The organism is Chitinophaga qingshengii (genome assembly GCF_014529935.1).
In the GTDB taxonomy this organism is placed as follows: Bacteria; Bacteroidota; Bacteroidia; order Chitinophagales; family Chitinophagaceae; genus Chitinophaga; species Chitinophaga qingshengii.
In genome coordinates this window covers 42,672-64,644 of sequence record NZ_JACVFC010000005.1, presented here as the reverse complement: position 1 = coordinate 64,644, position 21,973 = coordinate 42,672, and the positions used below count along the sequence as shown (strand labels likewise).

The 21,973-nt window shown below is 46.9% G+C and carries 18 protein-coding genes, 1 tRNA gene and 1 pseudogene; 5 read left to right on the top strand and 15 right to left on the bottom strand.

Annotated elements, in window-relative coordinates; genetic code table 11:
* The first annotated feature begins 166 nt into the window (after positions 1-166).
* The 3 genes and pseudogenes from ICL07_RS27340 to ICL07_RS27330 all read left to right on the top strand — a co-directional run bounded on the left by ICL07_RS27340 (position 167) and on the right by ICL07_RS27330 (position 4,174).
* Entirely contained in the window at positions 167-988 is an 822-nt protein-coding gene (locus ICL07_RS27340; RefSeq protein ID WP_188091250.1) for an RNA polymerase sigma factor, read from the top strand.
* A 51-nt stretch (positions 989-1,039) separates the two neighbouring features.
* Complete coding sequence (locus tag ICL07_RS27335; protein WP_188091249.1) at positions 1,040-2,995, top strand: DUF262 domain-containing protein; 1,956 nt, start codon at positions 1,040-1,042, stop codon at positions 2,993-2,995.
* A gap of 129 nt (positions 2,996-3,124) precedes the next feature.
* Positions 3,125-4,174: pseudogene (locus ICL07_RS27330) on the top strand (IS481 family transposase).
* 590 nt (positions 4,175-4,764) lie between these two features.
* Here the strand turns inward: ICL07_RS27330 and ICL07_RS27325 are convergent.
* The 3 genes from ICL07_RS27325 to ICL07_RS27315 all read right to left on the bottom strand — a co-directional run bounded on the left by ICL07_RS27325 (position 4,765) and on the right by ICL07_RS27315 (position 8,514).
* Positions 4,765-4,837 (bottom strand) — tRNA-Lys (locus ICL07_RS27325).
* 79 nt (positions 4,838-4,916) lie between these two features.
* Entirely contained in the window at positions 4,917-7,343 is a 2,427-nt protein-coding gene (locus tag ICL07_RS27320; protein ID WP_188091248.1) for a penicillin acylase family protein, read from the bottom strand.
* Positions 7,344-7,398: 55 nt separating this feature from the next.
* Positions 7,399-8,514 carry an aminotransferase class I/II-fold pyridoxal phosphate-dependent enzyme gene (locus ICL07_RS27315; RefSeq protein ID WP_188091247.1) on the bottom strand — a complete coding sequence of 372 codons (1,116 nt, stop codon included), beginning with the start codon at positions 8,512-8,514 and terminating at the stop codon, positions 7,399-7,401.
* An 80-nt stretch (positions 8,515-8,594) separates the two neighbouring features.
* On the opposite strand from ICL07_RS27315, the gene ICL07_RS27310 reads away from it, so the two are divergent.
* Positions 8,595-9,191, top strand: a complete 597-nt coding sequence (locus ICL07_RS27310; protein WP_188091246.1) for a MiaE family protein — start codon at positions 8,595-8,597, stop codon at positions 9,189-9,191.
* Positions 9,192-9,282: 91 nt separating this feature from the next.
* On the opposite strand, the gene ICL07_RS27305 is transcribed toward ICL07_RS27310, so the two are convergent.
* Positions 9,283-11,544 carry a patatin-like phospholipase family protein gene (locus ICL07_RS27305; RefSeq protein ID WP_188091245.1) on the bottom strand — a complete coding sequence of 754 codons (2,262 nt, stop codon included), beginning with the start codon at positions 11,542-11,544 and terminating at the stop codon, positions 9,283-9,285.
* Between the two features lie 141 nt (positions 11,545-11,685).
* Here ICL07_RS27305 and ICL07_RS27300 point away from each other — a divergent pair, with 141 nt between their 5' ends.
* Positions 11,686-13,143 carry an MFS transporter gene (locus ICL07_RS27300; RefSeq protein ID WP_188091244.1) on the top strand — a complete coding sequence of 486 codons (1,458 nt, stop codon included), beginning with the start codon at positions 11,686-11,688 and terminating at the stop codon, positions 13,141-13,143.
* Between the two features lie 128 nt (positions 13,144-13,271).
* Here the strand turns inward: ICL07_RS27300 and ICL07_RS27295 are convergent, their stop codons facing one another.
* From ICL07_RS27295 to ICL07_RS27245, 11 genes are all read right to left on the bottom strand, one after another.
* The gene (locus ICL07_RS27295; RefSeq protein WP_188091243.1) at positions 13,272-14,243 is read right to left on the bottom strand and encodes a GSCFA domain-containing protein; all 972 of its coding nucleotides are present in this window, start codon (positions 14,241-14,243) and stop codon (positions 13,272-13,274) included.
* Positions 14,244-14,246: 3 nt separating this feature from the next.
* Positions 14,247-15,095, bottom strand: a complete 849-nt coding sequence (locus tag ICL07_RS27290) for a hydroxymethylglutaryl-CoA lyase (protein ID WP_188091242.1) — start codon at positions 15,093-15,095, stop codon at positions 14,247-14,249.
* A gap of 57 nt (positions 15,096-15,152) precedes the next feature.
* The gene (gene rlmB, locus ICL07_RS27285) at positions 15,153-15,962 is read right to left on the bottom strand and encodes a 23S rRNA (guanosine(2251)-2'-O)-methyltransferase RlmB (protein ID WP_188091241.1); all 810 of its coding nucleotides are present in this window, start codon (positions 15,960-15,962) and stop codon (positions 15,153-15,155) included.
* Between the two features lie 25 nt (positions 15,963-15,987).
* Complete coding sequence (locus tag ICL07_RS27280) at positions 15,988-16,548, bottom strand: NUDIX domain-containing protein (protein WP_188091240.1); 561 nt, start codon at positions 16,546-16,548, stop codon at positions 15,988-15,990.
* Between the two features lie 26 nt (positions 16,549-16,574).
* Positions 16,575-17,015: a GNAT family N-acetyltransferase gene (locus ICL07_RS27275; RefSeq protein WP_188091239.1), complete on the bottom strand. Its 441-nt coding sequence runs from the start codon at positions 17,013-17,015 to the stop codon at positions 16,575-16,577.
* Between the two features lie 124 nt (positions 17,016-17,139).
* Complete coding sequence (locus tag ICL07_RS27270; protein ID WP_188091238.1) at positions 17,140-18,051, bottom strand: EamA family transporter; 912 nt, start codon at positions 18,049-18,051, stop codon at positions 17,140-17,142.
* On the bottom strand, positions 18,044-19,456 hold the full coding sequence (locus ICL07_RS27265) for a pyridoxal phosphate-dependent decarboxylase family protein (RefSeq protein ID WP_188091237.1): 1,413 nt from the start codon (positions 19,454-19,456) through the stop codon (positions 18,044-18,046). Before ICL07_RS27265 ends, ICL07_RS27270 begins: the two co-directional genes overlap by 8 nt.
* 132 nt (positions 19,457-19,588) lie before the next feature.
* On the bottom strand, positions 19,589-20,068 hold the full coding sequence (locus tag ICL07_RS27260; RefSeq protein ID WP_188091236.1) for a methylated-DNA--[protein]-cysteine S-methyltransferase: 480 nt from the start codon (positions 20,066-20,068) through the stop codon (positions 19,589-19,591).
* Position 20,069: 1 nt separating this feature from the next.
* Positions 20,070-20,981, bottom strand: a complete 912-nt coding sequence (locus ICL07_RS27255; protein WP_188091235.1) for a DNA-3-methyladenine glycosylase family protein — start codon at positions 20,979-20,981, stop codon at positions 20,070-20,072.
* A gap of 131 nt (positions 20,982-21,112) precedes the next feature.
* On the bottom strand, positions 21,113-21,550 hold the full coding sequence (locus tag ICL07_RS27250; protein WP_188091234.1) for a carboxymuconolactone decarboxylase family protein: 438 nt from the start codon (positions 21,548-21,550) through the stop codon (positions 21,113-21,115).
* Positions 21,551-21,562: 12 nt separating this feature from the next.
* Complete coding sequence (locus ICL07_RS27245; protein WP_188091233.1) at positions 21,563-21,919, bottom strand: SnoaL-like domain-containing protein; 357 nt, start codon at positions 21,917-21,919, stop codon at positions 21,563-21,565.
* Between the last annotated feature and the right edge of the window lie 54 nt (positions 21,920-21,973).

Sequence of the window (21,973 nt, the reverse complement as noted above, 5' to 3'; positions counted from 1 at the left end):
ATTACCGCTCGACTAATCTATTGTTAACCAATCGTTAATACAACATCCTTAAGAAAATCTATAGAAAGTCTATTTTTTTTTCTTATTGATTTGCAAAATGTCATTTTGAAAAAAAATGTGCATCGATTTTTTTCAAGTCTTTTAATTTTTACTAACTATAGAGAAAATGCCCGATATCAACCCGCCATTACCAACATCTGAAGACAAATTACATCCGTACTTTTTGCTATTCCAAAAACGTTCCCCAAGAGGCTTAGCCTACCTGATGGAAGCGCTAAGTAAGTCCTTGTATCGTTTTGCACAGAAAAGAATACAAAACGAGTTTGAAACCGATACAATTATTCAGGATGCATTTCTATGGATATGGGAGCATCACGAAGAAATACAAAACCTACAGCAATTTAAGCGCTTCCTCTATAATCAGGTTCGATGGAGGTGTTCGAAATATCTTAAATCCCAAACAATCACTACTTCCCTGGACCTTTATGAAGACAAGGGAATTCCCCTTGCCATTAGTGATCTTGAAAAAGAATTGGAGGAACGTGAAAAAACGAGGATCGACGAGGAGAACCGACAGCTGATCGAAAAAGCAATTTCCTATCTCCACCCCACTAAAAAAATAGTTCTGGAACTGCTGAATAGAGGTTTCAGCCATAAACAGATTGGTAAACGCTTGGGCAGGACCTATCAAGCTGTAAAAAGAGAAGAAAACGAAATCATTAAAGAAATGACAGTGATCACCAAGAGGCTAAAAACAATTGCAATCGCTTATCATCAAAATCCAATAATTCCCATTCCAAACTATGAAGCATATCTCACCCCAATACAAGCGAAAATATACAAACTTCATGACGAGAAAAAATATAGTCTGGCCCAAATATCCATTGAACTAAAAATGACACAGTTTATGGCACTTAAAAAATATCAGGAAGCGAAATGGAGGCTGGAAAGGTTGAACAACCCTAAAAAACGAAAGTACCACTCCTGAGAATACAACTATCATTGAGACATATCTTGTGTCATTCAACAACCCAAAATCATGGAAAATCAACTGCAATCAATTTCAAAAATTTTCACCGAAAAATTGTATCGAATCCCTGACTACCAACGAGGATATGCATGGGGCGAAAAGCAACTTAAGGATTACTGGAACGATATCATTCAACTCGAACCGGGTAAAAACCACTATGTTGGTGTATTGACACTTGAAGTTGTCCCCAAGGAGACAATTGCTAATTGGGAGGAGGACGAATGGATTATTAAAGCAAAAAGTTTTGAACCATTTTATGTGGTAGATGGGCAACAACGTCTAACTACAACAATTATTTTAATTCAGGCCATCACTGAAAGTATTGGTGAACAAGATATTCTCAACTATACATCAATAAACGAAATACGAAAGCGATATATTTTTGACTCTAGAGATAATGGTAATTCTAGATCCTACATTTTTGGATACGAGAAAGATAATCCATCATATGAATTTTTGAAAACAGAAATTTTCAAAGAATACTCTTCAAGCAATTACAGAAAGGAAATTACAATTTATACAAATAACTTACAATATGCTAAAAACTATTTCAGAGAAAAGTTATCCAAACTGACCCTAACAGAAAAAGAAACAATTTTTCGCAAGGTCACACAAAACCTACTGTTTAATATTTACTCAATTAGCTCAGATATCGATGTGTTTATCGCTTTCGAAACTATGAACAATAGAGGAAAGCCTCTCTCCGATTTAGAACTATTGAAAAACAGACTAATATACCTTTCAACTAAGTTTGAAATTGAGGAGGATGAAAAAAGAGAATTAAGAAAGACAATCAATGATGCATGGAAAGGTATATATCATTATCTGGGCAAAAATCCGGATAAACCATTAAGCGATGATATTTTCCTGGATTTACATACTATATTATATTTTGGAGATGAAGAATATTTACGACATCATAGAATACGATATATGCATGGCATGACGAAAAGATCTACTATTGAGAATTACCTTCTGGATGAAGTTTTTACGCTGCGAAATATCAATGGAAAAAAGAAACGTTCAGCCCCAATTATGACTGTTCGTGAAACAAGAAAGTATGTTGAAACGCTTCAAGAGTGTGTAATAATCTGGTATAATATAAATAACCCAAGTCAATTTCTGGATGCAGCGGAAGAAGAAAGACTATTAATTAACAAATTAGTTCGACTAAAATATAACAGCGCTTTAGTCCTTATTTCAGCACTGTATCTAAAAAAACAAAAAAAAGATGCAAAAATTAAGTTTTTATCCTTGCTTGAAAGGTTTATTTTCATCGACCGTCTTTTGGTCCAACCACACTATAGAAACTACATCAACTTTGGATCTTTGGCATTCGATGTTTTTCATGGCAAGAAACAACTTATTGAAATCATTAAATATCTGGAGGATTGTATTCAAACAATTATTTCGCACCCAGATTTTGTCGATAGGATAATTGATATCATGAAAAAGAATGGGTTCTATGAGTGGGATGGAATAAGATACTTTCTATATGAATACGAAAGCTCTCTAAAAGAACAATCAAAAACCAGGCGAAACAAAATAAATTGGGACGACTTTGACTCGGAAGCTGAAGAATTCGTCACGGTCGAACATATCTATCCACAAACAGCAAAATTGCCATGCTGGGTTGAAAGTTTCAGCAATTTTAACTCCAAGGAACGAAAAAGCTTACGAAATTCATTAGGGAATTTATTACCTCTATCAAAAGCCAAAAACTCCTCGTTACAAAATCGTTGCTTCAAGGATAAAATCCAAAAGGGAAAAGGACAAATAGGGTATAGATACGGATCTTATAGTGAAAATGAAATTTCTCATTATTCGAATTGGACCTCACAGGAAATATTTGACAGAGGCATGAGATTATTAACCTTTATGGAAGAAAGATGGAGAATTGATCTGCAAAGCGATGAAAAAAGGGCGGAGATATTAGGGCTAAAGTTTATATACATGGGATTTTGAATTAGGAAAACACCAAGTCACTTCTTAAAAGAGGGAATAGTCATAATATGAAGAAGTTGTGATTTAATCTGACAGTTGGGTTAATTTTAAGTAACCACACTTATTCATTAACCCTTTAAACTGCCAGAAATGAATACAGCAGTAAAGTTAATCAAAAACAAGGTAGGCCTGTTAAAATTGGCCGAAGAATTAGGTAACGTATCCCATGCATGCAAGCTATTTGGCTACAGTAGGGATAGTTTTTATCGATTTAAAGAATTATATGAAGATGGTGGAGAGTCGGCTCTCCAGGAGATTAGCAGAAGGAAGCCCATACTAAAGAATCGGGTTGAGACCTAAATAGAAGAAGCCGCAGTAGAAATGGCTATAGAACACCCCGCCTTTGGTCAGCTAAGAGCAAGTAATGAACTGAAAAAGAAGGGCATTTTCATATCGCCTGCAGGTGTACGTGGGGTTTGGTTAAGACATGGTCTGGAAACGCTTAAAAAGCGGCTTAAGGCATTGGAGGAGAAATCTATGGCCGAAGGCCTGATCCTCACTGAGGCGCAGGTAATAGCACTGGAAAGGGCAAAAGAAGAGAAAGTTGCCCACGGAGAGATTGAGACTCACCACCCAGGTTATCTTGGAGCTCAGGACACGTATTACGTAGGTACTATCAAAGGGGTTGGAAAAATCTACCAACAGACCTTTATAGACACCTATAGCAAGGTAGCATTTGCGAAGGTGTATGATCGAAAGCATGCCATTGTTGCAGCTGATATGCTAAACGACAGGGTGATACCTTTCTACGACGAATATGGTGTTCGCCTGCTGCGAATTTTAACTGATCGTGGTACTGAATATTGTGGCGCCAGGGATCATCATGAATTTGAGCTTTATTTGGCGCTGGAAGACATAGATCATACCAGGACCAAGGCGAAAAGCCCTCAGACCAACGGGATCTGCGAAAGATTTAACCGTACTGTTCAGGAGGAGTTTTATTCGATAGCATTCCGGAAAAAGATCTATGCGTCTCTGGAGCAGATCCAAGCCGATCTGGACGAGTGGATAGATCACTACAACCGCAATCGGACACATACTGGTAAATACTGCTTCGGACGGACACCATTGCAAACTTTTGAAGAAACAGTACCTTTAGCAAAAGAAAAGCAGCTAGACAATCTTCCGCCAGCTGCCTAAAATATCTCCCGACTGTCGGAGCAAATCGGAACTATTACAAATTATGCTTGGCTAGATTTTACAATGGTACAGTTTACTAAAGCAAACTGGAATACGGAAGATCTTATCCTGGTTCCAACAATCGATTCTTTTACGAATAGTATCACTATTGGTGAACCTAGATATGAAAATTTCGCAACCGATGAGCAGGAGCGCGATTGGAAAACACTAGGCACTTGGCACGTTCCTCCAATAATCATAAATACGGATTCTGTTAAGTCTTATGCACCTGCTTATGCTGAATTATAACCACCATATCAACTGGTTGAAGGACACTCCCGAATACGTAAAGATTGCTTTACTAAAGGGAATAGTACCTAATTGTCAACACCAGGTTTATGTAATGCATCTTTGACAAACCACATCTTTTAAATAAGAGTATTTTTTAATCGGAGAACAATTGTCGAACAACAAATCATGTATCTCATTAAAAGCTGATTAACCTGTATAAAGTACAGTAAAGAAATCGGGGGTATACAAAAGGAACTCAACTAAACGCTCAACTAAAAAAACAAAACCCCGCGCAAAGCGCGAGGTTTATAAGTTGTCTGTGATCCCGCTGGGACTCGAACCCAGGGCCCATACATTAAAAGTGTATTGCTCTACCAACTGAGCTACGGAATCTTTACACCCCGTTTGTTTAACGGAGTGCAAAGATAGGAATAATTCATTTTCTTCCAAATTCTTTTGTAAAAAAATTTTTCTATTTCCCTGTAAACACCACCTTGTAGCGGATGAGCGGGTCATCTTTTTCCTGCTGATCAAATATATGCAGCAGGTAATATTTGCCTGCTACCCAGTCGTTGACAGCATTATCATAGAACGGACTACCCGGGTTCCCGCTTTGTCCGCCGGGATAAATACCATAGGCTTCTGTTTTATCGGATAGCTGTACTACCATGCGCCAGGAAGGACCATGTGTTTGTTTGGTAGCATTCACAATATGTTGCCCACCGCCGGTATTAAGATGCATGGCGCTGAAAGCAGGGATAGCGCGGGAAAGGTGACGGATATCGGTGCCACGGGCTTTGCCCAGCTCCAGTTTACCGGCTTTATTCAGCTCTGCTACTTCCGTAACAGTAGTAGCAAAGGCTCCTTGTACCAGGCCTGATAATGTCTCTTTCTGTGGTGTGTTGATATTGTCTACAAAATGAACGGCGCTGTCCCGTAAGAGCATCAGTAAAGCGGTAGTAGCCTGTGGCATCGCCAGAAGGGTGGAATCTTTCGGCTCCAGTTCATCACGGAAAATAGTATCGGAGAGATGTCCCCATAAGCTGTTGAAGATAGTAGCAGCCTTGCTGTCGGGTGAGGCGACACAGTCCCATTGTGAAAGCAGCCGCCAGTATGAACGTTGTGCTTCGCTGAGGGCAGTGGTATCCATATGCCGGCGTATCAGTGGCAGCGCGGCGGCGGCGAACAGGTTTTTATTGTCATTCTGCAGCGTCATCATATCCTGTGGGGTAATCTGATTCATCTCGCCAAGGCGGTTGTTGATACGTTCACCGCGGAACAGATCGTACTCGCCGTACAGAGCATACGGATAGGTATTGTCTGTAGGACGCTGATTGGCAGAGCTCACAAAACCGCGCTCCGGATTTTTGATATGCGGCAGTTCACCATGCGGGATATATCCTTGCCAGGCGTAGGTGCTGTCGGTTCCTGGCATAATCCATTTGCCCTGATCTTTCCAACGCAACGGGTACTGTCCATTATGCCAGATAGCGATTTCACCGGCTTTATCGGCAAATACAAAGTTCTGGGCCGGACAGGTGAACGTACGCAGCGCCTCCAGGTAATCGTCGTAGTTACGGGCTTTATTGAGCCGTTGGAAGGTACGCAGTTCGTTGGAAGAGTCCAGCGCTTTCCAGCGCATGGCGAGGAACGACTGTCCCGTTGTTTTTTCCGGGAAAGTATTATCGTAGGCTACCGGCCCGAATACGGTATAGGCCACAGTATCATACACAGTGGCCTGCCCTCTCACTTTGATAGCTTCTACCCGCAAATCGGCGGAACGGTAGTTGCCGTTGAACAGGTATTCTTTTTTACCGTTGCGGAACTGCATACGGTAATAGTCTTTTACATCTTCTTCTCCGTTGGTTACCCCCCAGGCGATATGGTCATTGAAACCGATGATTACGCCGGGTGCGCCCGGCAATGAGGCGCCGTAGACATTCATTTCCGGGGTATGTATCTGCACTTCGTACCAGAGGGAAGGCAGACTGAGGCCCAGGTGAGGGTCGCTGCAGAGGATAGGCGCGCCGGAACGTGTTTTGCTGCCGGCTACGGCCCAGTTATTACTGCCGTTGGCCGGATCGGGCTTATCTGCTTTGAATTTCATATAAGCAGCGTCAACGGCCAGCACGCTGTCAGGTGGCGCGGTTGCTTTGGCAGAAGCGGCCGCAAACGCAGTACCCTTCGGAATTATGGGATATAAGGTATCCTGGAAATCAGGATACAACAGGTTAAAATCAGTCATAGAGAACAACCGGCGGGCATTGGTAAACTCCAGGTCGTTACAGAAACCGGCCAGGTCAGCCGACATATACTTGAGCAGCAAAGCCGATTTGACGACATCCCATTTCTCGGGTTTATAGTCGAGGATCTTATATTCTACCGGCAGCGATGCGGGTGTCAACTGCGCGATAAAGGCATTTACCCCATCGGAATAGGAATGGATAGCGGTTCTGGTGGCCGGATCGGTTTCCATCCTGGCGACGGACCTTTCTGCCCCAAACATCATCCCATCGCGGCGTTTGGACCTGTCATAGTTTATCAGCCCGGGTCCCAGGATCTCCGAAAGACGGCCGGCAGCAGCGAAAGTCTGCAATTCCATCTGCCAGAGGCGGTCACGGGCGGTCACATATCCTTGTACATAATAGGCATCGGCATCGTTGTCGGCAAAAATATGCGGCACTGCACGATCATCATACCAAACCTCCACTTTACCGGTCAGCCCCGGTAATACCATGGTCTCATGCGGCCGCTCTCCTATTACTTCGGCATTCTGCCAAAAACCGGTCTGCGGACTTAACAACTTGCCCATCGGGGGTAACTGGCCTATCTTGGTGCTGAGTGCGTATGTAAGCGACAAGGTAACGGCGGCGGTAATAACAGCTGGGATGATTCTCATAAATAGTAGCTCAGATGTATATATGTAAAATACATCATTTTTTGCATCAAACGAGCTAATGCAATAATACTTTTATCAGCAGGTCGGTTTCTTCCATTGTATTGAAGCTGTGCAGCACGATTCGCAGCCTTTCCTCTCCCTGTGGTACCGTCGGATGCAGGATAGCCCTCACATCCAGCCCGGCGGCCTGCAGCATCGCGGCGATGGTGCGGGTATTTTCATTGCCACGGGTCAGCACGCCCTGAATAGGCGTTTCGCCGGGTAATAACGTCAACGACTGCACGCCCTCACGGAAACGGTGTACCAGCGCGGTTAACTGCGCCCTGGCTTCGTCCATATAGGGAAAAAGACTGTAACTCGCCTGGATAGCGGCGATAGCTGCGGAAGGTAAGGCAGTGGTATAAATCAGCGATCTTGAAAAATTGATCAGGTAATCCCGTAACGTAGCAGATCCCAGCACCACGGCGCCGTGGCACCCCACGGCTTTGCCGAAAGTATGCACCCGCGCGAAACAAGCGTCTTCCAATCCCAAAGCCTGCACCAGTCCGGCTCCCTGTGGACCGATTACACCGGTGGCATGGGCTTCATCTACAATCAGATGAGCCCCATACTCATTACACAACGCCACAATAGCCTGCAACGGCGCCATATCGCCATCCATGGAATAAACCGACTCCACCGCTACAAAACAATTGCCACTGGCATTATTGATTTTTTTACGAAGATCTTCCAGGTCATTATGGCGGAAAGAAAAGGCCTGCGCATGGGATAAACGCATCCCATCACGGATAGAGGCATGTACCAGCTGATCATACACCACGGTATCCCCTTTCTGCGGTACACAGGAAAACAACCCCAGGTTGGCATCGTAGCCGGAATTATAGATCAGCGCGGCATCAGCGCGGTGAAAGGTCGCCAGATCTGCTTCTACATCGTTGATCCATTGGTAATTGCCGGCCAGCAACCGGGAACCGGTGCTGCCCTGCATCACCGGACGCTCCTGCTGCAAAGCATGTACTTTTTCCTGTAAGGCCGCACTACGCGCCAGTCCCAGGTAATCATTGGAACAGAAATCAACCAGCTGCCCCGGCAGCCGCAGCTCCCGGAAGGAATGCTGTTCACGCCGCTGTAATAACGGTTGCAGTAAAAAGGACTCTGGACTTCTATGCATAAACGAATGGGCTTTAGCAAATTAACAGATTCAATACTATCTTCGCACAACAAAAATAATCAATACCAGAAAGCGAAAACATGAGCAAAGTATCCATACTCGGATTAAAATTACCTACCGACCCCCGTTGGGTGAATCTCGCAGCGATCTCGCTGCAGGATATCCTCACGGATCATGCCTACTGTGAACAGAAAGCTGCCTCCTCCGCCATCTCACTGATCCAAAAAAACCCGGAAAGAGAACGACTGGTACAGGAACTGGCGCCTATCGTAACGGAGGAATGGGGGCATTTCCGGCAGGTACTGGCCGAGATGAAAAAAAGAGGATTGCCATTGGGCAAACAACGGAAAGACGATTATGTGAACGCCCTCATGGACCATCGCGTTAAAGGCGGTCATGCCGACGATGCCTTCCTCGATGCCCTGCTCATCTTTGCCCTCATCGAAGCACGCAGCTGCGAACGTTTCCGCCTGCTCAGCGAAGGACTGGAAGATGAATACCTGCGCGAATTCTACCGCCGCTTTATGATATCCGAAGCTGGCCACTACCGGCTGTTCATCGACCTGGCCAATGAATATTTCCCGGAAGAAAAAGTGCGTAAAAGATGGGAAGAATGGCTGAAAATGGAAGCCGAAATCTTGAAGAATATTGAAGTGCGCGGCGATCGCATGCACTAATGATATTTTTTCATTTTGATATTTAGCTATTTTATCAGCTTCTTTCATCTCCCAAAGCCCAATAAAATAGCTAAATATCAAAATGAAAAAATCAAAAGTTAAACCCAAGATTCACATAAAACTTCAGCTTACCCGACTGATCACTATACATCATCGTCGCTTCAATAGGCCCTAACCTGCTACTATAGCCTGCTCCCAGCCCATACCCTGTCAATCCCCGGTAAGCATTCTGCGCCTCCAGTAAACTGGTATTATACAAAGCAGCGCCTACTCTTGGTATCGCATAAATATTACGGATCACTTCCCATTGCCATGCAGCCTGCACCGCGGCCACTTTAGGCGAAATCACCTCACCTTCAAACACTCCCACAAAAGGCAACTGGTTGCGGACCACCTCATTCATACCTCCTACTATATAACTACTCACCACCGATTCATGATAGTTAAAATTCCATCCCAGGTTACCGTCAAACTCCAATGCTGACTTAGTTCCCAGCGGAACATAATATTTGAGGTTCGCTACCAGCCGCTGGTAATTATTGAACCGTATACCGGCACTGTCAAGGTCCAGGGGAACGCCGCTGTTGTTGACGTTAATACCGGAATGCTGATTGTAGATAAATCCGCCTTCGATGTTTAACAACACGCCACTGGTAGGGTACATCTTGCGGTTAAGGGAATTCACACCCAGGAAAGCATAGGAATTCAGTTGATTGGTGCTGCCCCTCACCTCTACAAACGGCGAAAACTGCGGCTTGTATTTAATGTATTCCCAGCGGGTACCTCCGCCGAAAGCCACGTTACCATTGGGCGTATACTGTAGGTTGATATCTACGTTCGCGTATTTGTTGCGGTAGGGCTGCATCTTAGTCAGGTCTTCATCGTAGAAAGTGAGACCGGTATTCTCATAGTACGCGCCAAGTCCGAAACCGAAGTTACGGCTGCGTCCCAGGTACTTGAAATATTGCGCTTCCAACCGTGGATTTTCACTGATGGCCACACTCACGAAAGAACGGGAGTTAGGCACGATAAAATTACGCTGCGTAAGATTAAGGATGGCGCTGGCGCCGGTCAGCGTATTATAGTTAAGCGCGAACTTTACATATGTCAGCGGGTTTTCTTCCGCGGCAATATCCATCCGGTATTGACCATAACCTTCGGGATGCAGGTTATAGGTGATCAGCTTATAGAAGCGGGTACCATATACCCGCTGGATACCTTCGCGCAGCTGTGTGTTGGAATAACACCCCCCGGGTTTCAGGTGCAGCCTCTGCAGGAAAAATTTCTCATCGGAATGTATCAGTCCCGATACATGGATGCTGCTCAGCTCTACGTCGGCAGCGAAAGGAAGCCGGTTCACCACTTCCAGGCGGGCATTCAGGGAATCGGCCAGGTGTTTGAACACAGGGTACATCTCCCTCCCTTTCCGTTTACCGATCTCGATGATGGAATCCACACTGCCAAAAGCAGCAGCAGAGTAATTCTCCAACTCATCATTAACCGGAATATAGATATCACAGAGCTTACGCGCCTTTTCAAAATCGGCGGCATCTTTATAAAAGCCCAGCTGGTACAGGATATCAAAAGGCGTAATCAGCTGGTCGGCTTTGCGCAGCCCGCCGCTTACATTGGAGCCGATGACAATATCAGCGCCCATATCCTTGGCGGTGATAACGGGGAAATTGCGCACCACGCCACCATCTACCAGTTTACGGTTGCCTATTTTTACTGCTGTGAAGATAGAAGGGATGGCCATACTGGCACGCATACTCGTAACAATTTCCCCCGAATCCAGCGTCACGATCTGACCGGTGGCCACATCAGTGGCAATACATTTAAAGGGAATATCAAACTGGGAAAAAGTCTTTTTATCCTTTACCGGCCAGCTGAGTTTGGCCAGTTCCAGCCATAGGGCCTCCCCGGAAATAACACCGGAAGCCAGTTTCGGTTTACCATACTCAAAAGGTATCTCGATAATATATTTGTTATACTCCGCTTTTTCTTCGTAGGAAACATCCGTCAGTACCGGCTGATTGGTAAATAGGCTGGTCCAGTCCAGCCGCCGCGCCACAGCTTCAATACTGTCGCCGGAATAACCCATGGCATACAGTGCCCCTACAATACTTCCCATACTCGTGCCCGTGAGATAGTCTATTTTCAGCCCGGCACTGTCGATGGCTTCCAGGATACCGATATGCGCCAGTCCGCGCGCACCGCCACCACTGAGCGTAAGCCCTATAGAAGGGCGGTCATGGGCGCGTTGCTGCGCCTGCAGGAGCGTACAGCAGAATAACTGACTAAGTAGCAATATAAAAAGTAACCTGCCGGGATATGGTAACTGTCGTTGATTCATCTTGAAGGATTGCTGCTGTCCTTAAAGATAAGTCTTTATTCATTTCAAGATTCCTGTCTCAGAACTTGCACCCATAATAATTATTTCCTATCTTTTTTGCTTCAACGCTACAACCAAAACCCATCGCTTAAAAATCAGCTAATGCAACAAACCGGAACTAAAACCATCTGGCAGGTGATTATGGCCTCTTCTGCCGGGACACTGATAGAGTGGTACGATTTCTACATCTTCGGCAGCCTGTCGGCCATTATTTCAGAGAAATTTTTCCCGCCCAGCAACCCGGAACTGGCTTATATAGCCACCCTGGCTACTTTCGCTGTGGGCTTCATCGTAAGACCTTTTGGCGCCATCGTTTTCGGACGACTGGGCGACCTGGTAGGCCGTAAATACACCTTCCTGCTGACACTGCTCATCATGGGCGGCTCTACTTTCGCTATCGGCCTGATACCCAGCTACCATACCATCGGGGTACTGGCACCCATGCTGGTATTGATACTGCGGTTACTACAGGGACTGGCACTCGGCGGTGAATACGGCGGCGCAGCTACCTACGTGGCGGAGCATTCCCCCAACGACCGTCGCGGCTATTATACCAGCTTCATTCAAACCACGGCTACACTGGGACTGTTTGTTTCACTGGCGGTGATCCTGATTACCCGCTCGGTGATGACGCCCGCCGATTTCAACAACTATGGCTGGCGTATTCCCTTCCTGCTGTCTATCCTGCTGGTGATGATGTCGTATTATATCCGTATCCGCCTGCAGGAGTCCCCTTTGTTTGTCCAGATGAAAAAAGAGGGTAAAACATCCACCAACCCCATCAAAGAGAGCTTTGGCAACAAAGAAAACCTGAAACTGGTGCTGATAGCCCTTTTTGGCGCGGCCATGGGCCAGGGGGTAGTATGGTATACCGGACAGTTTTATGCCCTCTCTTTCCTCCAGAAAACGATGAACATCGAATTTGTACAATCCAATGTCATCATCGCGCTGGCGCTGTTGCTGGGTACGCCGCTGTTTATTTATTTCGGCTCACTGTCGGACCGTATCGGCCGTAAAAAGATCATGCTGGCTGGAATGCTTATCGCCGCACTGGCCTACTACCCTATTTATAAGGCGATGGACACCATTGGCGATATAAAACAAAAAACGGAGCTGACGGAACTGTACAAAATCGAAAGCAACCAGGCCAAAGATGAAAACGGCCGGTTTGTGCAGCATACCACCAAGGTACACACCTATGCCGATGGCAGCATACTCCGGCAAAGTGAGGGTAAATCCGAACTAACGGTCAGCAATACACGTATGGCTATGCTGGTGTTCCTGATTTTTGTGCAGGTAGTGTTTGTGACCATGGTATATGCGCCTATTGCGGCTTTCCTGGTAGAAATGTTCCCGACAAGGATACGGTATACCTCCATGTCGCTGCCTTATCATATCGGTAACGGCGTTTTCGGCGGACTGCTCCCCACCATTTCCACCATCCTCGTTACCAAAACAGGTAACCACCTGGCCGGATTGATTTATCCCATAGCCGTGGCCGTTATCTGCTTTCTGATAGGCCTGGTGTATATCCGGGACAATAAAAATGTAGAGATGTAGGAATTTAGGGATTTACGGATTTTTTGATTTACGGATTTCGGGGATTGGACCTACCTTTTGTTATATAATTTTTTCAACAAATGCAGGTCCAATCCCCGAAATCCGTAAATCAAAAAATCCGTAAATCCCTAAATAAAAAAATCGTGGAGGTCCCTGAGGCGCAGGTACGGATGCGCCTGCATCAGTTGTTTTACCTTGGCGGCATACGTCTGGCGAAACTGTTGGTGCTGGCTGCTATCCGGGTTAAACGGGCGATGCTGCGCAGCCCTGTTGATGTCTGCAATAGTATGCAGTAGCGGCTGGCTACCGCTGTGAATCACCGACTTCACCACATGGTCCCAAACATAGTTGACAGCCGTTTCATTGGGATGCACCATATCTTCTTTATAAAAACGGTAATCGCGCAGATCATCTATCACCAGCTCATACGCCGGAAAATACCAGAGGCGGGAAAACTTATTGACCATATGATGTACTGCCTGTAGCAGCACGGCTTTGCTGAGATTATTCTCCACTACCCCATCGCGGATATACCGTACCGGACTAACGGTAAAAAGTATATTTACTTTTCGGTTGCGGAAAAACAGCCGGTGCATCATATTATCGAGGGCCGTCACTATCTCTTCTACGGTGAGCAATCTTTTATAAAAGCTGGCTGCCGGCACTTTATGGCAGTTGCCTGCCAGTTGATTCCCTTCTTTCAGAAAATAAGCATGGGCAGAACCCAGGGTGAGTATGAGCCAGTCGGCCTGTTCGATAGTTTGTATGGCTGCTTGTTGTTCCCTATTGATCTGTTCCAGCACACTTTCCTGCGTAGTGCCGGAGAAACGGCTGTGATGGTCCCAGCTGTGCCAAAGGTCCTGGTGTTGGAAGAGGTCCGCTTTCGTATAGACTTTACCGTCAAGATAAGCCGTCAGCGCTTTGGTAATGCTGAGGGGATTAAAAAGAATCCCGTGCGGATTCAGGAGGGTATTAAAACGATGTTCCTGTAGCCGGGCGCCGATTTCTTCTGCGAAACAGGAGCCCAGCAGCATTATCTTATCTGTATATTGTATGCCCGGTTCTATGGTATCTACCGGGAAACTCAGGTGAAATTGCATGTCTTAGTCTTTAAACACCACATCTGCCAGCTGTTGTGCAGCCTGCAGTGCGGTCATATCGAGGCCCGGAGACACCTGGTGCTGCTGACAGAACCAGATCAGGTTTTCGGTAGCCAGGTTCCCCACGAGTTCATCTTTAGCCATGGGACAGCCTCCTATACCTTTGATAGCACTGTCGAAACGGCGGCAGCCCTGTTCCCAGGCGGCCTGCACTTTCTCTTCCCAGTTATGCGGGGCGGAGTGGAAGTGCGCGCCAAATTCCACGCGGGGATAGGCAGGTATCAATTGCTGAAAAAGGCTGCTGATGATAGCGGGATTGGCTACGCCAACGGTATCTGCCAGGGAAATAGTGGTGATATCCATCTTCACCATTTCATCTACCCACTGCAATACTATCTCCGGACTGTAAGGATCATCATAGGGATTACCGAATCCCATGGAGATATACACCACCAGCTCTTTGCCGTTTTTGATGCACAGCTCCTGCATGGTATGTACCTGTTCCAGTGATTCAGCGATGGTTTTATTGGTATTTCTGAGCTGAAAGGTTTCAGACACCGAAAACGGGAAGCCCAGGTAATGAATCGCCTCATGGATGACCGCCTCTTCTGCCCCCCTTACGTTGGCGACGATAGCCAGCAGCTTGCTGCGGCTGGCCGACAAGTCCAGGCGCGACAATACTTCACGGGTGTCCGCCATTTGCGGAATAGCTTTAGGAGAGACAAAACTGCCAAAGTCGAGGGTATCAAAACCTACTTTAAGCAAGGCCTGCAGGTATGCTGCCTTTTCTTCCGTGCTGATCATTCTGTGCCATCCCTGCATGGCATCACGCGGACATTCGATAAGTTTCATAGTAGTGAGCGGTTACCAGCTACAAATTACGAATTTAAATCCGTCCGCCGTCACCGGCTATATGGTCCGCTGTTTCATGGCCTCATACAGGATGATGCCTGCCGCCACAGATACGTTGAAAGATTCAAAATTACCGGCCATCGGGATGCGGAACAACACATCCGATGCTTTGATGAGCGCGGGATATACGCCTTTATCTTCAGAACCCATGATCACGGCTACCGGTTCACGGAGATCGCAGTCATACAGTTTGAGATCTGTTTCCATTTCACTGGAAAGTACCTTGATACCGTTGAGATGCAGGGTGTCAATCGCTTTCAGCAGGCTGTTCACCCGGCAAATAGCGATTTTTTCCAACGCGCCGGCAGAAGATTTCATGGCTTCTTCGTTGAGCGCGGCAATGCCTTTATCGGGAATGATGATGGCCTGCGCACCGCAACATACTGCGCTACGGGCAATAGCGCCAATATTACGCACATCGGTAATGCCGTCGAGGATCAGGAACAGCGGGGTTTCGCCCTGGTCTGTTACATGGGAAATAACGTCCTGGAGGTCGAGATAGGTAACCTGGCCGGTGAGGGCAATCACCCCCTGGTGGTTAGCCTGCGTGAGGCCGTTGAGTTTTTCTACCGGCACCACATTGACCGGAATATTGTTGGCGAGCGCCTGTTCTTTGATCTGAGGGATAATATCGCCGGTGGCAGAGCGTAGCATGTAAATCCGTTCTATCGGTTTACCACTGTTGAGGGCTTCCATCACCGGTTGACGGCCAATAATCAGCGAGGATTGTTTCGGCCGCGGGCTGGCGAACTTTTTAGGTCCGCCTGGTCTTCTTTCACCTTTGAAAGCGTTAAATTTTCTTTCCATTTGCTGCAAAGAAACGTATTTTCTATCAAACCAGCTCCCCTTCCAGCATCATCAGCTTTATTTTCTGAATGGCCATCACCGAGAGGGAATCTGTAATATCATAGTTTTTAACCATCTGATAAGCCTCTTCAAAGGGTATTTTCTTCACCAACAGCTGCTCCGTTTCTTCCGGCTCCGCTTCCCGCTGCTCCAGCTGCCGTGCCAGGAATATGACACCGGTTTCATCTGATACCGAATTGGACAATGCGGTTTCACAAATCACTTCCCAGTGATGGGCGATCAGCCCGGTTTCTTCCAGCAACTCCCTTTTAGCGGTGTCCAGCGGATACTCTCCCAATGGGCCTCCACCCTCCGGTATCTCCCAGCTGAATTTTTTTAACGGAAAACGATATTGTCCGACGAGATAAATATTTTGCTGATCATCCAGCGCTACGATACCAATAGCCAGGTTCTTAAAATGTACAACGCCATAGATACCCGGACCACCAGCCGGATTTAATCCTTCGTGATGGATCACCTGTATCCAGTTGTTGTCATATCTTACCTCGCTGGAATGTATCGTCCAGGGATTCTTTGTAATATCCATGCTGCAAAGAAAAGGAAAATACCGCACTAGACTGCCAGGTAGAAATAGAAGGAGTTGGTATCTTTTTTAAACCCTTTGGATTGATACAGTTTCTGAGCGCCGGTATTGGCTACATACGTCTGCAACATGATCCAGGCCGCATCTGTTTGCCGGCCATGTTCTACCGCCGCGTCTACCAGTGCGCCACCGGCGCCTTTGCCACGATGTTCCTCCAGTACATACACATCATTGAGCAGCCAGCCCCGCTTCATCCCCAGGGAAGTAAACAATGGGTATAACTGGGCAAAACCCACAATTTCATCTTTATCAAAAGCTATAAAAATAACACTGTCCTGCTGTTTGATCCGCTCGCTGATAAAAGCCAGCGCACCTTTGAAATCGGGCGCCTGATCAAAATAACTGCGGTATGCATCAAACAATACGGCAACTTCATTGGTATGCATGGCTGAGGCCTGGACGATTTCCATACGTTATATTTTTAGATTGCGGGATAACCTAGCTAAAATTAGCGCATTTCAACAGACAAAAAAAAGATGCTCATCCGGTAAAAACCGGGGCGAGCATCGGACTCTTAACTTCTACCTTAAATATTTATTGCAACTGTCGTTGTTTGTTTTTGTTCACCGCATCATTGACCAGGTACACCCCTCCTATCGTTACCAGGCTACAGAAGCCCATCAGCCAGGTCAGACTTTCTCTCAGCAATATCCATCCCAGCAACACGGCCACAATCGGGTTAATGTAGGCATACACGGCAGCCAGCGAAGGCGGCAGATTATTCAGCGTAAACACATAAGCTGAATAACTCAGTACCGATCCTATCAGAATGAGATACAGCAAGCTTTCCCACAGCTCCGCCGTGAAGTTGCTCACTTCCAGGTGCTGCCCCAGGAACAGTGTACCAATCAACAACATCACAATACCGCTGAACAACATCTGGAATCCTGCACCAAAAAGATAATTCACTCCCAACGCCCATTTGGCGGTCAATACAGAGCCCAGCGCCCAAAAGATACAGGCGAAAATGGACAACATAATCCCAAACTGAAAATCAGGATTCATCAGGCTCGCCAGATAATTATAAAAAATACCGGCTACACCTGCAAAGCCCAGCAACATACCGGTCAACAGCTGTATACTGATACGGGTTTTCTTCACCAGGAAATAGCTGAAGATGGTGATCCAGATGGGTACCGTGGCGCTGATCACCGCTCCCAGCCCACTGGGAATATATTGCATGGCCCAGGTCATGAGACCGTTACTGCCCACCAGCATTAACAGCCCCATCACAAAAAGTTTGGACAACACAATTTTTTCAGGCAACTTATATCCTTTCAGGAAGAAAAAAGCGGTGATCAGCAAGCCGGCAGTACTTTGCCTGATGCCCGCCAGCATGATCCCGTGAATATGTCTGACACCAATTCTTGAAGCCAGGTAGGTGGTTCCCCAAAAGATACTGACAATAGCCAATGCGATATAAGCATTGGTATTTGATTTACGCATATGCAGGAAGATTCAAAACGGTTACAACCACTTCTTTCATGGTTTGATAAGCCAATTGCACATCGTTGGCGGTGGTACGCCAGTTGACCAGTGCCGCGCGGATACCCGGCTGACCGGCATACACGGTACGCGTCATGCTTACCACACCGGTAGCGGTCAGGGCTTGCAGGAACCGGTCCACCGCAGCTTCCTGTTCTTCTGCCGGCACATTCAATGTAAAACACACCACACACATTCTCACCGGCGCCAGCAGACGGAAAGCCGGATTATTCCCGATCAGTTCCTCCAGTTGACGGGCCAGCATCACATTTTCTTCTACGATGTGCCGGTAGCCATCCTGACCATAGGCCATCAGCGAAAACCAGGCAGGCAACGCCCGCAGCCGGCGTGAATTCTCGGGAACATGATTAATGTAATTAAAATCCTCTGCCGGATCACCCAGGTAAGCAGCGCCGGCATTCTGAAACACTTCTGCCTGCAATCCCGGATACCGCGAGAAAATCATCGCCGCATCATAAGGTACGTTCATCCACTTATGAGCATCGATGGTGATAGTATCTGCCTCTTCCCAACCATTCAACAAGTGCCTGTAAGTATCGCTACAGGCCGCAAATCCGCCGAAGGCGGCATCTACATGCAACCAGAAAGGAAATTGTTTTTTCAGTTCCACGATAGCGGCGATATCATCAAAGTCCACGGTATTTACGGTTCCCGCACTGGCTACAAATATAACCGGCTGTCCCTTCCGGGATTCGAGATAACTACGCAAAGCATCGATGTCCACACTTTCCCTGCCAGGCAGCGCCGGTATTTTCACTACATTATTACGGCCCAGTCCCAACATGGACATGGATTTGGTAATGCTGGAATGCGGCAAACAGGAAACAACCTGCAAGTCCGGCAGTCCGGCCATTCCCTGCCGACCGATATCGATACCCCTTTGATGTCCCAGCCATTGGCGGCCCAGCGCAAGACCTGTGAAATTGGCCATGGTAGCGCCGGTAACGAAACAACCCAGGAATGCCTCCGGCAAGCCCAGCAACTGTTTCAATAAAACAATGGTTTCCGTTTCTATGGCAAAAGCGGCAGAACTTTTGTCAGCCGCATTCAAATCCAGGGTAGATGCCAGCCAGTCGCCCATTAACGCGGCAGGTGTTACGCCGCCGGTCACGAAACCCCAATAACGCGGACCTACCGCCGCTGTAAGCGCACTCCCATATTGCTGCCGGAACAGCTCCAATGCCGCTACACCGCCTACACCTGCTGCCGGTATCGTTTGCCTTACGGGTATATCAATCGTTTTTTCTGCAGCCAGCCTGTCCAAAGAGGATAAAAATTTGCTACTGAATTCTTTTGTTAATTGTAACAGGCGGTCCGTATGTTTTAAATCATCCTGAAGTTTCATTTTTGGGCAGTTTGGATAGGTTCATCGTTTCAAAACACAAAAGTGCGGATAAAAAAGAACCTAAAACAGATTCAGTTTTGTGTTTTTTGAGCAGATCAGATTTTACACCGCCCTGGCAGAAGATTTAATCATTCACATCAGCCCCGTAAACAAATCCAGCCGCTCATGCTCCAGCAGCCAGCGTTTGCGCCATACGCCGCCGGCATAACCCACCAGGGTACCATTGCTGCCGATGACCCGGTGACAGGGCACTATAATAGCCAGCTGGTTTTTACCATTGGTAGTGCCTACTGCCCGGATACTTTTAGGATTGCCGATTCTACGGGCCAGCTGCAGGTAAGAAATCGTCTGACCGAAAGGGATATGTGTCAGCTGTTCCCAGACCGTTTGCTGGAAATCGGTACCCGGCTGCCGGGTAGGTACTTCAAACACTTTGCGGTCGCCGGCGAAATATTCATGTAGCTGTTGTGCGCAATCGAGTACCAGGTGTGGTGGCTGTGGGAAATCTGTCTCCGGTTCTTCGGTAAACGAAACGGAGGCTATATATTCGTCGGTGCCACTGATCAGCAGTGGTCCAACGGGAGTATCTATACGAAGATGTGCGAGTTCCATATCAAACATTTAAGGGGGACAATAAAGAGCGCCACAAATAAAAGATAGCATATGCCGTATGTTGCCGCCAGGGCCGCGCATATTCCATCAGTTCCGCCATCGATGGTTTGGCGGGCAGTTGCAGCCGTTGCCGGATAGCATTCTGTAATCCTACATCCTCGAGCAGTACCGCTTGCGGAAACCGGCTGTATTTCATCAATGTGTAGTTGGCCGACCAGTTGCCGATACCTTTCAGCGCCACGAGCCGGTCGCGGGCGGCGGCATAGTCCAGCGAGGCCATGATAACTTCCGACAGTTCACCACTAGCCATAACCTTGGCTGTTTCAACAAGATACAATGCTTTACTGCGGGAAAACTGCATCGGCGTTAACACCTCCGGAGATAACGACGCGATCACCGCCGGATGCGGATAAAGATAATAATCCGTTCCGTCTACTGCAGTATGATAACCGAAATGTTGAATAAAACGCTGTCGCAGCGTATAGGCGAAAGAGAGATTAATTTGTTGCCCGATAATAGGCCAGGTAATCGCTTCAAATAAATCGGGCATCCCTATCAGCCGCAGACCACGGTAGTCGGTAGCCAGCCCCCGCAACAGCGGGTCTGTTAAGGTGTAATCATAAAAAGCACGCAAATCTGCATCCAGGTGGAGCCAGCGTGTAACAAAATCCTGAATATCTTTCTCCGGAACAGTCACATCCAAAGGCGCCAGTACAGTAGCTTCCAGGTAAGCGGTATCTTCTCCGGGCGCGATCTCCACCACCACCGGTTCTCCTCCCGCCAGTAACATACGGCGCAGTTTTCCATCTACGATATAATGCAAACATTCTTTGTCGGACCTGCCCAGGAAATGCAGACATTCCTGGAAAGAGAAGTTGACAGGATCATTCACCGAAATCTTTATCTTTTGCATGGTCATATACAAAATTACAGAAACCGGTAACAGCAACAAGCCCGTTTCTTGCTATTCAATCATTGGGCTACTTGATTATATATTAGTTATTGAGGCCCTATCAATAGCTAAATAATCAAATAGCCTAATGACTAAATAACCTGTGTCCGGGAGGTTACTACGATCCGGTTCCAGGCGTTGATCACCACAATGCCCATCGTGACGACCGCTATCTCTTCCGGTGTAAAAACAGCACTGGCAGCGTTGTATACTTCATCGGGTACATTCGTATCAGCCAGCAGGGTAACAGCCTCTGTCAAAGCCAGTGCCGCCCGCTCTTTCTCTGTGTAAAACGGCGCTTCCCGCCAGGCGTCGAGCAGATAGATGCGTTGTTCTGTCTCCCCTGCGGCACGGGCCTCCCTGGAATGCATATTAATACAGAATGCACAGCCGTTGATCTGCGATGCCCTGATCTTGACCAGTGCATACAACGTTTTGTCGATGCCACTCTTTTTAAGTGTCCCGTCCAGTTCCAGCATAGCATTAAATCCTGCCGGATAAAGTTTGGAAATGTCCATTCTGGGTCCCATGACTACCTGATTTTAAACATGATAAAAAAATTGTTCCCGGATCACCAGGTCATCCTTCACTTCGTATACAATGATTTCATTACGACTACGGCGACCGATACCTTTCACCGTCAGTTCCGAATGAAACTGCACTGCAAAATAACCATCCGCCACTACCGGGTCGGATATCTCCAACAAGTGAACAGCTTCTATATTGTCGAGGAATGCTTTTTCTTTGGCCATGATAGCTTCGCGTCCACGGGTAATACGCCCATCTGATTCTATGTTAACGGCGTCTTCATGCAGCAGTGTGGCTTGCGCTTCCAGGAATTTCCAGTCCCGGCAAAGGGCTACCAGCTGTTGAGCGAGTGTATGAATAGGTGTGCTCATAAAAATTGATTCCTACAAAATAACCATAAAAACAGACACCAGAACAGACACAGA

Bases quoted from the DNA above. Each gene is read 5' to 3' on its own strand.
- ICL07_RS27340 (WP_188091250.1), top strand. From the start codon at position 167: ATGCCCGATATCAACCCGCCATTACCAACATCTGAAGACAAATTACAT.
- ICL07_RS27335 (WP_188091249.1), top strand. From the start codon at position 1,040: ATGGAAAATCAACTGCAATCAATTTCAAAAATTTTCACCGAAAAATTG.
- ICL07_RS27320 (WP_188091248.1), bottom strand. From the start codon at position 7,343: ATGAGAATCATCCCAGCTGTTATTACCGCCGCCGTTACCTTGTCGCTT.
- ICL07_RS27315 (WP_188091247.1), bottom strand. From the start codon at position 8,514: ATGCATAGAAGTCCAGAGTCCTTTTTACTGCAACCGTTATTACAGCGG.
- ICL07_RS27310 (WP_188091246.1), top strand. From the start codon at position 8,595: ATGAGCAAAGTATCCATACTCGGATTAAAATTACCTACCGACCCCCGT.
- ICL07_RS27305 (WP_188091245.1), bottom strand. From the start codon at position 11,544: ATGAATCAACGACAGTTACCATATCCCGGCAGGTTACTTTTTATATTG.
- ICL07_RS27300 (WP_188091244.1), top strand. From the start codon at position 11,686: ATGCAACAAACCGGAACTAAAACCATCTGGCAGGTGATTATGGCCTCT.
- ICL07_RS27295 (WP_188091243.1), bottom strand. From the start codon at position 14,243: ATGCAATTTCACCTGAGTTTCCCGGTAGATACCATAGAACCGGGCATA.
- ICL07_RS27290 (WP_188091242.1), bottom strand. From the start codon at position 15,095: ATGAAACTTATCGAATGTCCGCGTGATGCCATGCAGGGATGGCACAGA.
- rlmB (WP_188091241.1), bottom strand. From the start codon at position 15,962: ATGGAAAGAAAATTTAACGCTTTCAAAGGTGAAAGAAGACCAGGCGGA.
- ICL07_RS27280 (WP_188091240.1), bottom strand. From the start codon at position 16,548: ATGGATATTACAAAGAATCCCTGGACGATACATTCCAGCGAGGTAAGA.
- ICL07_RS27275 (WP_188091239.1), bottom strand. From the start codon at position 17,015: ATGGAAATCGTCCAGGCCTCAGCCATGCATACCAATGAAGTTGCCGTA.
- ICL07_RS27270 (WP_188091238.1), bottom strand. From the start codon at position 18,051: ATGCGTAAATCAAATACCAATGCTTATATCGCATTGGCTATTGTCAGT.
- ICL07_RS27265 (WP_188091237.1), bottom strand. From the start codon at position 19,456: ATGAAACTTCAGGATGATTTAAAACATACGGACCGCCTGTTACAATTA.
- ICL07_RS27260 (WP_188091236.1), bottom strand. From the start codon at position 20,068: ATGGAACTCGCACATCTTCGTATAGATACTCCCGTTGGACCACTGCTG.
- ICL07_RS27255 (WP_188091235.1), bottom strand. From the start codon at position 20,981: ATGCAAAAGATAAAGATTTCGGTGAATGATCCTGTCAACTTCTCTTTC.
- ICL07_RS27250 (WP_188091234.1), bottom strand. From the start codon at position 21,550: ATGGGACCCAGAATGGACATTTCCAAACTTTATCCGGCAGGATTTAAT.
- ICL07_RS27245 (WP_188091233.1), bottom strand. From the start codon at position 21,919: ATGAGCACACCTATTCATACACTCGCTCAACAGCTGGTAGCCCTTTGC.